Genomic DNA, 15,097 nt, shown 5'->3' with positions numbered 1-15,097 from the left:
AGCGCTCCCCCCCTGCCGTTTCTTGGATTTGTCTCAGAGATTTTCCAAACCGAAGGCTTTGTGGACGAGGCGGGCGGCTTCGTCGGCTTGTTCCTTGGCAATGGCCACCGTGATTTTGATCTCGGAGGTGCTGATCATCTCAATGTTGATGCTGGCATCCGCGAGGCTTTGGAAGAGGGTGGCAGCAACGCCGCTGTGGGTCTTCATGCCGACGCCAACAACAGAGAGTTTGGCGATGTTTTCGTGCACGGCAACGTGGCCGCCGCCGATGTCGTCGAGGACAGGGACGAGGGCTTTTTGGGCGCGTTGGGTTTCGGTGCCGGCAACGGTGAAGGTGAGGTTGGCGATGCCGTTGCGGCCGACGTTTTGCACGATCATGTCCACATTGACGTTCGCGTCGGAGAGGGCGCGGAAGACCTTCGCGGCAGAACCGGGTTTGTCGAGGATGTTGCTGACGATGATCTTGGCTTGGTCTTTGTCCACGGCGACTCCGCGCACGACGACTTTTTCCATGTAGGCGACTTCTTGTTTCACGATGGTTCCTGGGTTGTTGTTGAAGGATGAACGGACTTCGAAAACGACGTTGTATTTGGCGGCAAATTCGACGGAGCGCGACTGCATGACCTTTGATCCGGCAGAGGCGAGTTCGAGCATTTCGTCGTAGGAGATTTCCTGGAGTTTTTTGGCGTCTTTGACGATGCGGGGGTCGGCGGTGTAAACGCCGTCAACGTCGGTGTAGATTTCGCATTTGTCGGCGTGCAGGGCGCCAGCGAGCGAGATGGCACTGAGGTCGGAGCCGCCGCGTCCGAGGGTGGTGGTGCGGCCTTCTTCGTTGATGCCTTGGAAGCCGGCAACGATGACGACTTTGCCGGCGTCGAGGTCACGGGCAATGGCGTCGGCTTTGATGTTTTTGATTTTGGCTTTGGTGTGGACTTTGTCCGTGAGGATGCCGGCTTGCGCGCCGGTGTAGGACACCGCGGGGACGCCGAGGGCGTGCAGGGCCATGGCGGTGAGGGCGATGGTCTCTTGTTCGCCGACGGCGAGGAGTTGATCCATCTCGCGGTCGTCGGGTTCGAGGGTGATGGATTTGGCGCGGGCGATGAGTTCGTTGGTCACACCGGAGCGGGCGGACACGACGACGACAACCTGATGGCCTTCGTCTCGGTAGGTCTTGATGCGCTTGGCGACGTTTTTGATGCGTTCGACGTCACCAACCGAGGTGCCGCCATATTTTTGGACTATTCGGGACATGGGTGGAAAAAAATTAAGAATTAAAAATTAATAATTAAGAAGGAGGAGCGGAGGAGGGGTTGGATGGTTGGTTCGTTTTTTTTAACTCTTAATTCGATTTATTCGTGAATGCGCAGGAGTAGTGGTTTGGACAATACGCAGGGGAGTTTGGCGAGGCGGGCGAGGGTTTCGCGGATGGCTTTTTCGTTGCTCTCGTGCGTGGTGAGAATGAGCGAGGCGGCGTCGGGGCGTTCGCCGGGGTGTTGCGAGACGCTGGCTATGCTGACGCGGGCGCGGGCGGTGACGGTGGCGATTTTGGCCAGGACGCCGGGTTCGTCTTTGACGTCGAGGCGGAGGTAATAGCTGCCTCGGATCGACTCGGGCGTGGCGGGATGCGGGACGCCGGACGCCGGACGCCGGATGTTGGACGCGGGTTGTTGGGTGTTGGTTGTTGGGTGTTGGATGTTCAGGGCGGCATCGATGATGTCGGCGATGACGGCGCTGGCGGTGGGGTCTTGGCCGGCGCCGCGTCCGATGTAAACGGTCTCGCCGACGACGTCGCCGGTGACTGAGACGCCGTTGTAAACTTCGTTGACGTTGGCCAGCACTTTGGCGCGGGGGAGGAGCGTGGGGGCAACACGCACGGAGAGGCCGCCGCGGGCATGGGCGGTGTCGCGCGCGATGACGGCGAGGAGTTTTATGGCGTAGTTGTTTTCGCGGGCAAATTGGAGGTCGGCCTGGGTGATCTGCGTGATGCCTTCGACGATCATTTTGCTGGTGGGCACCCAGATGCCGTGCGCGAGCCAGGCGAGGACGGAGGCTTTGTGGGCGGTGTCCCAGCCGTCAACGTCGAGGGATTCGTCGGCTTCGGCGTAGCCGAGGGCTTTGGCTTCGGTGAGGATCGCGGGGTAGCTGAGGCCTTCGCGGTCCATGCGGGTGAGGATGTAATTGCAGGTGCCGTTGAGGATGCCGTAGATGAGGGGGAAGCGGTTGGCGGCAAGGCCTTCGCGGATGGCTTTGATGATGGGAATGCCGCCGGCAACGGAGGCTTCGAATAAAAATTGCGCGCCGTGTTTTTGCGCGGTGGCGAGGAGTTCGGGGCCGTGTTCGCAGAGGAGGGCTTTGTTGGCGGAGACGACGGTTTTGCCGAGGCGGAGGGCGGCGAGGGTGATGTTGCGCGCGAGGGTGGTGCCGCCAATGAGTTCGCACACGATGTGGATGTTGGGGTCGGTGGCGATGGAGAGGGGATCGGTGGTGAGCGCGGTGGCAGGGAGTTTGATGGCGCGCTTTTTCTTGAGGTCGCGGACGGAGGCGCGGCGGAGCACGAGTTGCGCGCCGGTGCGGGCTTCGAGCGCAGCGCGTTTTTGTTCGATGTGTTTCCACACGCCTTGCCCGACGGTGCCGAGTCCGCAGATGCCGATGTTGATGGTGGTGGGTTTGCTCATTTCTTGACGAATTTGTTTTCGGTGCCGTTGAGGAGCCGGGTGATGTTGGCGCGATGGCGGAGGATGACAAAGGCTCCGATGAGGGTCGCGAGGATTGCGAGTGGGGGGGGGGAGAGGGGGGGGAGGAGCCAGGTGGCAGCAGGGAGGGCAATGGCGGCGAGTATCGAGGCGAGGGATACGTAGCGTGAGAAGTGAAAGGTGAGCGCCCAGACGACGAGTGCGATGAGTGCAGGAATGGGGAGCAACACGATCAGTCCGCCTGCAGCAGTCGCCACGCCTTTGCCGCCGCGAAAGCGGGTGAAGCAGGAGAAGCTGTGCCCGATGAGCGCGGCGATGAGGCCAGTGATGGCAGTGGTGGTGATCGTGGCGGTGTCGAATGCGGGAACGTCAATCCACTCGGTGGTGACACCGAGTGGCTGCACGCGTTGGTGTATCAGTGGCAGGATCAGCAGAGGCCATCCGGCGGCGAGTGCGCCTTTGCAGGCGTCGAGCAGGAATACTCGGGTGCCGGCGCGTTTGCCGAGCACGCCGAATTTCTCGCCGAGCACGCGTTTTACGTTGGTCGCGCCGGGGTTCTTGCTGCCGTGCTCAAAGATGTTGATGCCAAAGCGGCGGGCCATCAGGTAGCCAAAGGGAAGAGCTCCGAGAAGGTAACCGATGATGGCAGCAAAGATCACCAATACCGTGGTGTCCGTCATGATTTTTTAATTACAGTTGCACGAACTTGGCGAACTTGACGGCCGGGTTGTCCTTGAGGGCTTTGCGGGCGGTCGGGCTGGGTTCGTGATCGACGCGCACCACCATGTAGGCGGTGCCGCCGAGGATGAGGCGGGTGAGCGACATGTCGGCGATGTTCACGCCGTCGTTGCCGAGGAGCGTGCCGACCATGCCGACCATGCCGGGTTTGTCGGTGTTCTCCAAGACGAGGAGCTGGCCTTCGGCGGCGACTTCGACTTCGCGTCCGTTGATGCCGACGACGCGGGGTTCGTTGTTCTTGCCGATGAGGGTGCCGCGTGCGCTAAAAATTTCGCCGGCAGGCGTGATCGCCTCAACTTGCATGAGTTCGGTGTAGTCGGTGGTGTCGCTCGTCTTGATGACTTCAAAGTCGATGCCGAGGCGCTGGAAGAAGATCGGCGCGTTGACGGTGTTGACTTCGTCGCCGCTGATGCGGCGCAGGAAGCCGTGCTGGATGGCGCGGGTGACGGCGTTGGCGTCGAGTTCGACCATTTTGCCGTGATACATGACGCGGACTTTGGCGATCTGTTGCGGCGCGATCTGCTGCACGAGCGTGCCGAGCTTGGTGCCGAGGTTGATGTAGGGGCCGAGGACTTGCGCGGTGGTGGCATCGACCGAGGGCATGTTGACGGCGTTGCGGATGGCACCGGTCTTGAGGACGTCGGCGATTTGTTCCGCGATTTCGATGCCGACGGATTCCTGCGCTTCGGCAGTGGAGGCGCCGAGGTGCGGGGTGAGGACGACGTTGGGGAGGGCGCGCAGTTCGCTATCCTTGGCAAGGGGTTCGTCTTCGTAAACGTCAAGGCCGGCGGCGGCGACGTGGCCGCTCTTGAGCGCGGCAATGAGGGCGCTTTCCTTAATAATGCCGCCGCGGGCGCAGTTGAAGAGGCGGACGCCTTTCTTGCATTTGGCGAGGGCGGCCTCGTCGATCATGTATTTGGTGTCGTCCGTGAGGGGCATGTGGACGGTGATGTAATCGGCTTGGGCAAGGATTTCGTCGAGGGTGGCGACTTCGACTTGCATGGCCTTGGCGCGGCTGGGGGCGAGGTAGGGGTCGTAGGCAAGGACTTTCATGCCGAAGGCGACGGCGCGGCGGGCGACTTCGCCACCGATGCGGCCCATGCCGATGACGCCAAGCGTTTTTTTGAAGAGTTCGACGCCGCTGAAGGATTTGCGGTCCCACTTGCCTTCGCGCATCGAGGCGGCGGCCTGGGAGACGGGGCGCGAGCCGCAGAGGATGTGCGTAAAGGTCAACTCGGCGGTGGCAATGGTGTTGCCCGCCGGGGTGTTCATGACGACGACGCCGCGTTCGGTGGCGGCTTCGACATCGACGTTGTCAACGCCGACTCCGGCGCGGCCCACGACTTTGAGCTGGGGGGCGGCGGCAATGACTTCGCGCGTGATTTTGGTTTCCGAACGGACGGCGATGGCGTGAACGTCTTTGACGAGTTCGAGAACCTTTTCGGGGGAGGAGCCGTAAGCCTCCACCACTTCGAAGCCTTCTTGCTGACGCAAGTAGGCGACTCCCTTGGGCGAGATCTTGTCGGCGACTAGGATTTTCATGGACAAAATAGACAGTAAAGCCGCCCAGCGAACAAGGCGGCCGGGCGGCTAGCAAGGAAAAGGTTGTGCGCCTGCGCGTGAGGGGGGAGGGGGGGGCAAAAAAAAGGAACGGCAACCCGGAAAGGCGACCGTCCCCTTTGTGTATGTGAAAGTGAACAGCAATTACGCTCCGTCGGAGGCAAATGTCAGATTCAACGGCGGCGACGACGCACGCTCACAGCGTAAGCCAGCATCGCCAGTCCGGCCAGCGCGGCATACGTGCTCGGCTCGGGCACGGACGGCTGGCTGCCCAGCAACGAAACGCGAAATCCGATGCTGTCGTCCTCGGTGGCGTGCATGTTGCTGTCGCGGGTCGAAGAGAAGAGTTCGTAGTCGTCGTGGCCGAACGAACCGCCACGCGTCACAAGGGTAATTCCGTATACAAGCGTATCAGTCCACTCATAAACGTTCCCCCCCTGCTGGAACGTACCATACGTCGAACCAGCTCCAGTCACATCATCATAATAATCCACATCCGCTAGATACGTCCCTCCAGGCATCACACCATCATCGCTATAGTAATTCGCTGTGGTCTGGCTCAACGTGCCTGTCACCGGATATGTGCGATACGTGCCGTCTCCATTGTAATACGCGGCCTTATACCATTCGTCCTCGCTCGCGATTGCCCAGCCGCTGCTCGTCGCGTGGTCAGGAAAACTCGTGATAGTCGTCGCTCCGCTGAACACATACAGCCCGTTTTCCGTGTCCCCGCTCGTCAGCCAGTTCGTGAACCGCGCAGCATCATAAAATGATACGTAATTCACGGGCTTCAGGTCGAACCCGGCCTTCGTCTCGTATTGGCTGCTGCCTGCGTTCCACGTGATGCCTCCAAGGTTGGCATTGCTGCCCATGTTGCTGTTGTAGAGATTATACGTGTTAGCCCCGGTGCTGTCCACGGCGTTCAAAAACGCCGCATATTGCCCGTTCGTCACCTCATACTTCCCGATCTGATACTCGTAGCTCACAGAGCCGTAGAGCGAACCGGTGGCGGGGTCCGTGGCATTGCCAATGTCGCCCACCGTCACGGTCGGGATGTTGATAGAAGAGGCGGCTTCGAGATGCGTTGAAAGGAGCGCGATGGCCGCCGCCGCTCCGAGTTTAAGAAAGACACGCGGAAGCGTGACTGTATCATTTTGCTTTTGGCTTTTCATAGGTGCGGGAAAAAGGGATTGAGACTTTTAAATTCAGGATACGGAGCGGCGGCATCCTGCCGCCGGATTGGGGTTAAACAAAGGTGGCGCGGGCGTCCCGCCCGCATCCTGACGTAGCGCAGGCATCCTGCCTGCCATCTTGTCTATAGCGCGAAGCGCGGTGACTTTTATGGAGTGCGGCGCTTCGCGCAGCAGGCTGGATTGCAGGCGGGACGCCTGCGCTACATCGGAATGCGGGCGTTTGGGATTGGCAGAAAAAGCCCGCGCCACTCGGAATATCATTTGGCTTTTGGTTTCTCATCGTGCGGGAGAAAGGGAGAAATCAGCCGGTGCCTTCGGAGTGTTCGGCGAGGTAGGCTTTGGCGGCTACGTCTATAATGTCGCCGGGGATGCCCACGTGGTTGCCTTTGGCGTATCCAAACACCTGCACGCGCCACATCTGCGGTGTGTCGGTGGGGAGGGGGGTGGGGTCTTTGAAGGGGCTTTCGTGCACGACGTGCTCGGCGTCGAATTCGCCCGTGCCGTGGTCGATCTTCACCATAAAATATTGGTAGCCGGCTTTGGTGAGTTTGATGGTGAGTTGGTTGTGGTCGATCAGGGCTTCGTATTGGGGTTTGGTTCCGGTGACCGCTCCGGGTGGGTGTTTGGGCAGGGGGTTGAGGCGCAGGAGGTCTTTTATTGCCTGATCGAGTTTGCCGCTCCGGTTGCTGAGGATGTCGTCGCATAGGGCGATGGCCAGGGGGTAGGCTCCGGCTTCGGCGCTTTGGGTGGCTTGGGGGCCGGTGTCGGTGGTGGTGGGGCGCACGTAAACGTGTTGGCCTATGGGGTTCCAGGCGGCTTCGTTTTTGTTGGCGGTGCGTTCTTCGGCCAGACTGCGGGTGGCTTGATGGTAGCGGTGGGTGTCGGTGAGTAGTTGCGCGGCTTGCACCAGGGGGGGGACTTTTTGCCCGATGCCGAGCAGGTTGGCCACGGAGGGTAGTTGTTGCGCAAGGTTGGTCAGCCAGAGGTAGGCTTCCGTCTCGGTCGTCGGCAAGTAATTGCGATTAGTGTGTTTAGTGGACATTTTATGCTTTCGTTTTTGGTTTTCGGGTAGGCTGAATGGACGTTTCTCCCGTCGTGGGAGAGTATCCTCCCGTCATGGGAGAGTATCCTCCCGTCATGGGAGAGTATCCTCCCGTCATGGGAGAGTATCCTCCCGTCATGGGAGAGTATCCTCCCGTCATGGGAGAGTATCCTCCCGTCATGGGAGAGCATCCTCCCGTCGTGGGAGAGCATCCTCCCGTCGTGGGAGAGTATCCTCCCGTCGTGGGAGAGTATCCTCCCGTCGCGGGAGAGTATCCTCCCGTCGTGGGAGAGCATCCTCCCGTCGCGGGAGAGTTGTCAGAAATGACGGGAGAAGGGACGCAATTGCCTGAAGCGTATTGTCTCGTCCCTTCCCGTTTCCGCGTCGTCCCGTCTGGACATGGTACCCCCTTGTTTGGGTGTTCTATGCTGACACAGCTTAAGCTAAGCTTGGGAGCTTGGGAGCTTGGGAGCTTGGGAGCTTGGGAGCTTGGGAGCTTGGGAGCTTGGGAGCTTGGGAGCTTTGTGTAGTCCCGTATGTCGCGTTTAAGCTCATTTTCAAGCAGTTAGCGGGTTCGACCCAAGTGGTTTCGGTTGCTCGTTGATTCGTTCGGTGTGCGCGTCCCTGACGCAAATGTGCGGCAGAAAAAGACGGGCCGAGAATGGGGTGTCAAGTGGTCATTTAAAAATCTCACGGCGCTTCGCTGTTTTCGGTGGGAGGTGATGCGAGAACGGAAACGCATCCGTAAAACTATCCTGAGAAATCGTGCATCGGAGAGCATGATTTCCCTCTGCAGGATGGATTTCACGCGGCGCAACGCCGTCAGCCTGCTGTTGCCTCTCAGCGTGGCGTCCGTCGCGCCGTGGCGTGAACACTATGCAGATAGGGAAGAGGGTGCTGTTTTGAAGCACTGTCACTTCGCTCGAAACTGTCTGAAAAACGGCTGTTCCGTGGTTGGCTGCGTGGTTTCACTGATGTTACGAGGGTTCCGATTTCGGATGGGCGCGGCTGCGCCGCGTCTGGCGGGTCAGGAGACCCGCCCTCCGGGGGGGCGGTCACTTTGCGTCGGTGGGCGTCGGGGGTGTTCCGGGAGCCGGGGTGGGGGCGAAGAGGTCGTCGGCCTTGGAGGGGAGGCTGGTGTAAACAAATTCGTAAACTTCAACGGCTCGCTTCTGCATGAGGGCGTTCACAGGGGCGTCGGCCTTGGTGTCTTGGATAAATACATACACGGGACCGGCGGGAACGGCGGGCGTGGCCGGGGCGGCGGTGTCCGGCTTGGTGGCATCGGTTTTGGCGGGTTCGGCTGGGGGGGGGGGGGGGGGAGGGGCTTCGACAGCGGGGCGGCGGCCAAGGGCGATGGTGAGGGTGCGGTTGTCGAAGGTAGTGAGTTTTACGGTACGGGCGTGCTCGCGGGCGTCCTTGGCGTCTTTGGCGTCGGGTTCGGCGGTGTTGCTGAGGCGCAGGCCGGTGAGGTTGTTGAGTTGGGTCGTGATGGCGTCGGCTTTGACGGTCTGGCCTTCGCGGGCGGGGGTGGTTTCAAAGGGGCTGTCCTTGTCTTTGCGGGCAAGGGAGAGCGGAGCGCCTTCGGGGAAGGTAAATTCAGCCTTGGCGATGTCGGCTGGCTTGATCTGGGTGAGGGCGCTGTCGGCCCAGTTTTTGGATTCGGTGTCGAGCCAGAGGCTGAGTTTGGCGAGGTAGGTTTTGTCTTCGCCGGTGTAGCGGACAAAGCGTCCGCCGGAGTCGGCGGTGCGTCCGAGGTCGATGGACCAGAGAGGGGGGGGGGGGGAGGCGTGCTGGTTTTGTCGGTGGTGTCGGGGCCGTAGAAGGCGATTTGTGTGCCTTTGAATTCGAGGCGTTGAATGCGGGCGGGGTCGGCGGTGACGTAGCGCTCGATTTTGGCACCGGTGAGGTCGGCGACGAGGCGGGTGAGTTTGGAGAAGTCGGCGGGGAGGTCGTAGTAACTGGCAACGTGCCAGGTGCCGTCGGCGTGGCGGGCGAGTTCAACGGTCTTGCCGTCGTCAGTGATTTTGACGCGGGCGGCTTCGGTGATTTTTGCGGCGGGGGCAAGCGGTTGTCCGGCGCGGCCGTTGCCTTCGGGCGAGGTGGCGGGCGGCTGCGGGCGGGTGGCGAAATAGGCGGCCCCCGAGAGCGCGGCAAGCAGGAGAACGGCGAGGAGGAGGGTCTTGAGTTTCATGCGAAATGGAGGTGATGGATGGAGCTTGGGTTTCGGAGGGGGGGGGGGGGGGAGGGGAGCGGCGCGGAGCGGAGGCCTCGGAGAGGCCTCCCTACCAGGTTAGGTGTTGGCTACTTTTTTCAGCGTTTGCGGCGGGCGCGGTGGAAGAGGAGGCCGATGACGATGATGGCGGCGGGGACGGCGAGGAGGTTGAGCGCGGCGAGTTTGTATTCGAGGGCGTCAATGTCTTCGCGGAGGGAGCGGCGGATTTCGCGGCGTTCGCGGCGCATTTGCACTTCTTGTTTCTGGAAGTCTTCGATGGCTTTCTGCATCTCGGGCGTGGCGACGAGGCGGTTGCCTTCGGTGGACTTGCCGACGAGCTGGCTGAGCTTGCTTTGCACTTCGTTGAGGCGGGCTTCGAGTTCGGAGAGCTTGGCCTGATATTTTTTCTGCGCGGCTACTTCCATGTCGCGGACGACGGTGAAGGGTCGGTTGGCGTCGGCTTTGCCGCGCAGGGAAATGAGGTCGGAGGCACCGGCGATGGCTTCCACGATGTTGCTGCCAAAGGCGAGGTTGTCGTTGAGGGGTTCGGCGGCTTCGGTGCCGAGGAAGTTGAAGCGGCGCACGCTGAAGTCGTCAAAGAGCCAGTCGGTGTCGGCGACGAGAATGAGGGTGGATTTGCCTTCGGGGAGGGTCTTGGCGGTGGCGGCAGCTGAGGCGGGAGCGGGAGGGGCCTTGTTGTCGGCGTCGTCGGTTTTGTCGGCGTCCTTGGTGGCCTTGGGCGCGCCGTCGGGGAAGGCGGTCTTGAATACGCCGGTGATTTGGGCGGCGAGGAGTTTCTTGCCGGTGGGGATGATTTGTTTGGCGATGTCGTCGGGCTGCGCCATTTGCAGGGTGAAGCTGGGGAGGTCTCCGGCTTGGTCGCTGGACTCGGCAAGGGGCGTGACTTCGAGGTTTTTGCCCGTATCCACTGTATTGACAATAAAACTACCGGCGTTGGGGAAGAGGAGGGTGTTCAATTGCGCGGTGGGTTGGGCGGTGGAGCCGAGGTTTTCGCGGGTGAGGCTGAGCCAGATGGGGTAGCGTTCAACGGAGCGGCCAGTGTTGATGGGGGTGGCGAGTTTGAGGTCGCCGACGACGTTTTCGGGGTTGTAGGTGATGCCCCAGGCTTTGAGGAGGCGGGGGAGGTCGCTGGATACGTTTTGCGGGGGCATGCCCATCATGGCCATCTGGCCGCCTTGACGGGCGAAGTGTTGGGAACTGGGGTCGAGGGCGAGGAATACGGAGTGTCCGCCGAGAAGGAATTGGTCGATGGCGTATTCGAGTTGTTCGCTGAGTCCTTGGGGGTGAATGATGGCGAGGGCGGCGAGGTTGGCGGGGAGTTCGGTGGCGGTGGCTTCGATGGGGACGAGGGTGAAGGTTTTTTCCCATTCGGTGTAGATGAACTGGGGGGGGGTGCCGCGTTGTTGCTGTTGCATCATCATCATCATGTTGGGCTGCTGGCCGCGGAGGGGGAGGCTGGTGATGAGGCCGAGGCGGGGTTTTTCGATTTGCTGGACGGAGTAGATCAACTGCGAGAGGTCGTATTCAAGAAAGGCTTCGCGCTGGGGGTTGAGGGCGGGGATGGATTTTTGCTGGTCGGCTTGAATGGCAACGACTCCAAAGAAGACGGATTCGCCGGTCGTGGGGATGGTCTGGGCTTGGAGTCCGTAGCTGGTGGCGCGTTCTTCCTCGGGGGTGTCGGGCTTGGGGTTGACGACGTTGAGGGTGAGGCGGCCTTTGGAGGCACGGACGTACTGGCGGAGGAGTTCCTGCACGCGGGCGGCGTAGTTTTTGTAGGATACGGGAAGGCCTTCGGCGTCGCGCGAGAAGTAGTAGTCGAGGGTGATGGGTTCTTCGATCTTGGTGAGGATCGACTTGGTGCCGGGCGAGAGGGTGTAGATGCCGCCCGAGGTGCTGTCCACGCGGACGGGGAGGCGGGTGGCGAGGTAATTGATGAGGAAGACCGCAGCAACGAGGAGGACGACGGCGATGATTTTGCTTCCGAGTTTCATGGTAAAGGACTGAAGGCTGAAGGGCTAAAGGACTGAAGGTTGAAGAGTGATGAGCGGGGGGGGGGGGAGGCTTAGCGTTCGAGGACGACGACGTTGAGGAAGAGGGTGAAGCCCATCAGGGAGAGGAAGTAGATGAGGTCCTTGGGGTCGATGATGCCTTTGGTGAAGGAATCGAAGTGCGGGATGAAGCCGGTGTTGGCCACGAGGTCCACGCCCCACGCAGGGAGGAAGGTGCCAAGCGCGCCGTTGAATACGCTCCAGCCGAGGAGCACGAGGACGAGGCACACAATGACGCTGAGGACGAAGCTGATGACTTGGTTGCGCGTGAGGGCGGAGGTGAGGGAGCAGATGCCTAGAAAACCGCCGGCCATGAGGATGGAGCCGAGGTAGCTGCTGGCGATGACGCCCCAGTCGGGGTTGCCGAGGTAGCCGACGGTGAGGGCCATGGGGAAGCTGAGGAGGACGGCGAGGGCAAGAAAGGCCCACGCGGCGAGGAATTTGCCCATGACGGCCTGGAGCGTGGTGATGGGGAGGGTGAAGAGGAGTTCGAGGGTGCCGCTGCGTTTTTCCTCGGCCCAGAGTCTCATGCCGGCGGCGGGGGCAAAGAAGAGGAAGAGCCAGGGGTGAAACATGAAGTAGCTCTCAAGGGTGGCGAGGTTGGCCTTGAAAAAGTTGCCGATAAAGAAGGCGAGGCCGACCGAGGCGACGAGGAACACGATGAGGAAGACGTAGGCGACCGGAGAGCGGAAGTAGCCGAGGAATTCGCGTTTGAAGACGGTGCAGGTCATGGGAGGATGGGCTGGGTATGGGTTGTCGGAAAATTACACAGAGGACACAGAGGTGGCACAGAGTTTGGGGAGAACTGTCCGGCTGGATGAGTGGTTCATTGGCGAATGGTTTTTAAGAAGAATAGGTTTGAAGAGGACGGAGGCGGGAGGGGGAGGCGTTGTGACCTCATTGCTCTCTGTGATTCCTCTGTGTCCTCTGCGTAGTTGGATTTGACGGTTCAGCTTTTCGCCTCGGTGAGGGTGCGGAAGATTTCGTCGAGGCGGGCACCGGGTTTGCGGGCGCGGAAGGCTTCGGGGGTTTCGTCGATCACGAGCTTGCCTTCGTTGATGATGATGATGCGGGTGCAGATGGCTTCGACTTCTTCGAGGATGTGCGTGGAGAGGACGACGGCCTTTTCGGCAGCCATGCTTTTGATGAGGGTGCGCACTTCGTTTTTCTGATTGGGGTCGAGGCCGTCGGTGGGTTCGTCGAGGATGAGGACGGCGGGGTCGTGGAGGAGGGCTTGCGCAAAGCCCACGCGCTGACGGTAGCCTTTGGAGAGGGTCTCGATGGTCTGGCGGCGGACGGTGTCGAGGTGGGTGAGCTTGATGGCGCGGTCGATTCTGGCCTGGCGTTCGTCGCCGCGGTAGCTGCGCGCTTCGGCAATGAAGCGCAAAAATTCCTCGACGGTCATTTCGCCGTAGGCCGGGGCGCTTTCGGGGAGGTAGCCGATGGCGCGTTTGACGGCAACGGGGTTCTGGCGCACATCGTGGCCGGCAACGATGGCAGTGCCGGCGGTGGGAGTGATGTAGCCGGTGATCATCTTCATCGTGGTGGATTTGCCGGCGCCGTTGGGGCCGAGGAATCCAAGGATGTCTCCGCGTTGGACGCGGAAGCTGACGTTATCAACGGCGCGCTTGTCGCCATAGTTTTTCACCAAACCTTTGACTTCGATCATTGTGTGGAGTTGCTGGATGGCAGTGGAGGAACTGGAAGACGGATGGGAAACGGGTTCGCAAAGAAGGTTCCAGCGAAAATTACCGAAGGGAGGTTCTAAAAATTGAAGAAAACAGCGAAGACGCAAAGCCGCGAAGATCAGAATAAAGAATTGTGAATTTTTGCATCTTATTTATTTTTAATTAACTACAAAACAATCAAAGAAATTTCTTCCTTTGCGCCTTAGCGACTTTGCTGTTCAAAAATGTAATTTTAGGAGTTCTCCGAAATCCTTCGTCAGTTGTGCGCGGCAGGCGTGGGACGGCGGTCGAGTTCGCTCTGAATCCAGGCGCGGGTGCCTTCCTGCTGGTTTTGCGCTTCGATGGTTTCGCCGATGCGGCGCTGGAGGTCTTTGTTGTCGGCGCCGAGATAGGAGAGGAGTTCGTTGCTGGCGGCGAGGATGATGTCCTGGCGGCCGATGTTGAGGCGGGCAATGTGGACCTGACGGGCGAGATCCTGGCGGACGGCTCCGGGCAGGCGGGGGGCAACAATGCTTTTGAATTCTTCAATGGAGCCGGCGGCTTGCACGAGGTTGTTGTTGGCGTTTTCGAGGATGCGCTTGGTGTTGGCTCCAATGCTGCCGATGCCGAAGCCGTCCACGTAGCCTTCGGTGCGGGGGAGGAAGGGCTGGACGAAGGGCGGGGCGTCCACGTCCACGATGGCGGGGAGCCAGTCACTCATCTGGCTGAAGCGGGCGTTGGCAGTTTGGGAGGTGAGGTAGTGGAGGAAGTCGATGGCGCGTTCGCGGTGCGGGGATTCGCGGCAGATGCCAAAGCTGAGGGCGACCTGGGTGGCGGCTTCGGAGGCGGGGCCGTAAACGTTGGCACCGTATTTGGGATGGGTGCGGGCGGGTATCGGGATGTTGAATACTCTGATCTGGAAGGGGGCTTGCTGGCGGAAGCTGGGGGCGTCCCAACTGCCGGCGGCGATCATGAGGGCGCGGGATTGCACGAAGTAAAAGGCGGAGTCTTCGCGGGTGACGGACATGTAGCCGGGTTGGAGGCGCAGGCCGACGTCGCGGATGATGGAGAGGGCGCCTTCGATGGCGGGGGTGTCGAGGGTCCAGTCGCCGCGGAGGTAGCTGATGCCGATTTCTGCGGGGTCTTGTTTCATGGAGTAGTTGCGCAGGACGGTGCGGGCGAGGCGCTGGGTCTGGCTGGCGGCGAGTTTGTCAATGAGTGCGGGGCCGTTGGCTTTGGAGCCGGCAACGGGGATGACTTTGGCGCCGGTTTTTTTGGCGTAGTCGCGGACGCGGTCGCAGATGGTGATGAATTGGTCGAAGTCGGTGGGGGGAGGGGTGTCGCCCAGGATGAGTTTCCAGAGGGTTTCGTTGTAATAGACGCGAGTGGTGTGCATGGACATGCCGACGCCGTAGTATTCGAGGAGGTTGGGGCGGTAGTTGAAACCGCCGACGAGGCCGTCGATGAAGGTGTTGCGCCAGGCAGTGGTTTCGAGGGCGGTGCCTTTGTTGTAGGGGTTGGGTTGCTCGACGAGGTCGGAGAGGGGGTGGAAGAAGCGGGCGAGCATTTCGTCTTCGCCGGCGCTGAGGCGGCCGAGTTGGAGGATGTCGGTGGCGGTGCCTCCGATGAGCTGGGTCTGGATCCACTGGGCGTAGGTGCGCTCGGGGATGGCAAGTTGTTCGATGGTGACGCCGGGGTGGAGTTTTTCGTAGTCGCGGGCGAGTTGGTCGAAGGCTTTTCTCAAGCCGCCTTCGAGTTGCCAGTGGGCAAAGCGGATGACTTCGCCGCCCCGGGCTTCGGCGCGGGTGCGGCCAAAAACTTTGAAGAGGGCAAAGGCAAAGCAGCCGAGGAGGAGGAGGAGGCCGATGATGTTACCGATGTTTTCGCGTTTCATTGCATTGAAGGGGAGGGGGGGAGGGG

The 15,097-nt window shown here is 60.8% G+C and carries 13 protein-coding genes and 2 pseudogenes; all 15 read right to left on the bottom strand.

The genetic code is table 11. The features are described from left to right. Positions 1–33: 33 nt before the first annotated feature. Positions 34–1,251 carry an aspartate kinase gene (locus tag OBACDRAFT_RS03385; protein WP_043582779.1) on the bottom strand — a complete coding sequence of 406 codons (1,218 nt, stop codon included), beginning with the start codon at positions 1,249–1,251 and terminating at the stop codon, positions 34–36. A 98-nt stretch (positions 1,252–1,349) separates the two neighbouring features. Next, positions 1,350–2,675 carry a homoserine dehydrogenase gene (locus tag OBACDRAFT_RS03380; protein WP_043582777.1) on the bottom strand — a complete coding sequence of 442 codons (1,326 nt, stop codon included), beginning with the start codon at positions 2,673–2,675 and terminating at the stop codon, positions 1,350–1,352. Then, positions 2,672–3,373 (bottom strand): glycerol-3-phosphate 1-O-acyltransferase PlsY, encoded by a 702-nt coding sequence (gene plsY, locus OBACDRAFT_RS03375; protein ID WP_052360994.1) that lies wholly within the window; start codon positions 3,371–3,373, stop codon positions 2,672–2,674. Before plsY ends, OBACDRAFT_RS03380 begins: the two co-directional genes overlap by 4 nt. 10 nt (positions 3,374–3,383) lie before the next feature. After that, positions 3,384–4,973 (bottom strand): phosphoglycerate dehydrogenase, encoded by a 1,590-nt coding sequence (serA, locus tag OBACDRAFT_RS03370; protein WP_043582775.1) that lies wholly within the window; start codon positions 4,971–4,973, stop codon positions 3,384–3,386. Between the two features lie 191 nt (positions 4,974–5,164). Then, positions 5,165–6,163, bottom strand: a complete 999-nt coding sequence (locus OBACDRAFT_RS03365) for a formylglycine-generating enzyme family protein (protein ID WP_043582773.1) — start codon at positions 6,161–6,163, stop codon at positions 5,165–5,167. Between the two features lie 33 nt (positions 6,164–6,196). Further along, a complete protein-coding gene (locus OBACDRAFT_RS27845) occupies positions 6,197–6,445 on the bottom strand; it encodes a hypothetical protein (RefSeq protein ID WP_157836898.1) in 249 nt (82 codons plus the stop codon). A 40-nt stretch (positions 6,446–6,485) separates the two neighbouring features. Beyond that, positions 6,486–7,226 (bottom strand): hypothetical protein, encoded by a 741-nt coding sequence (locus tag OBACDRAFT_RS03360; protein ID WP_157836897.1) that lies wholly within the window; start codon positions 7,224–7,226, stop codon positions 6,486–6,488. Next, entirely contained in the window at positions 7,160–7,522 is a 363-nt protein-coding gene (locus OBACDRAFT_RS27840) for a hypothetical protein (RefSeq protein WP_157836896.1), read from the bottom strand. The genes OBACDRAFT_RS03360 and OBACDRAFT_RS27840 overlap by 67 nt, the downstream gene beginning before the upstream one ends. Positions 7,523–8,281: 759 nt before the next feature. After that, positions 8,282–8,455, bottom strand: a complete 174-nt coding sequence (locus tag OBACDRAFT_RS29255) for a hypothetical protein (protein ID WP_232766600.1) — start codon at positions 8,453–8,455, stop codon at positions 8,282–8,284. Positions 8,456–8,701: 246 nt separating this feature from the next. Next, positions 8,702–8,989, bottom strand: a pseudogene (locus OBACDRAFT_RS29250) (DUF4340 domain-containing protein); the annotation flags it as partial. A gap of 137 nt (positions 8,990–9,126) precedes the next feature. After that, positions 9,127–9,420: pseudogene (locus OBACDRAFT_RS31345) on the bottom strand (DUF4340 domain-containing protein); the annotation flags it as partial. Positions 9,421–9,539: 119 nt separating this feature from the next. Further along, complete coding sequence (locus OBACDRAFT_RS03345) at positions 9,540–11,453, bottom strand: GldG family protein (protein ID WP_043582766.1); 1,914 nt, start codon at positions 11,451–11,453, stop codon at positions 9,540–9,542. Between the two features lie 71 nt (positions 11,454–11,524). Next, positions 11,525–12,241 (bottom strand): ABC transporter permease, encoded by a 717-nt coding sequence (locus OBACDRAFT_RS03340; protein WP_043582764.1) that lies wholly within the window; start codon positions 12,239–12,241, stop codon positions 11,525–11,527. A gap of 218 nt (positions 12,242–12,459) precedes the next feature. Beyond that, positions 12,460–13,179, bottom strand: coding sequence for an ABC transporter ATP-binding protein (locus OBACDRAFT_RS03335; protein WP_043582762.1), 720 nt, complete (start codon positions 13,177–13,179; stop codon positions 12,460–12,462). A gap of 275 nt (positions 13,180–13,454) precedes the next feature. Then, on the bottom strand, positions 13,455–15,071 hold the full coding sequence (locus OBACDRAFT_RS03330; protein ID WP_043582760.1) for an extracellular solute-binding protein: 1,617 nt from the start codon (positions 15,069–15,071) through the stop codon (positions 13,455–13,457). Between the last annotated feature and the right edge of the window lie 26 nt (positions 15,072–15,097).

The organism is Geminisphaera colitermitum TAV2, assembly GCF_000171235.2.
Lineage (GTDB): Bacteria > Verrucomicrobiota > Verrucomicrobiia > Opitutales > Opitutaceae > Geminisphaera > Geminisphaera colitermitum.
Note: the sequence above shows the minus strand (reverse complement) of the source record. Positions and strands in the feature narration are given on the sequence as shown.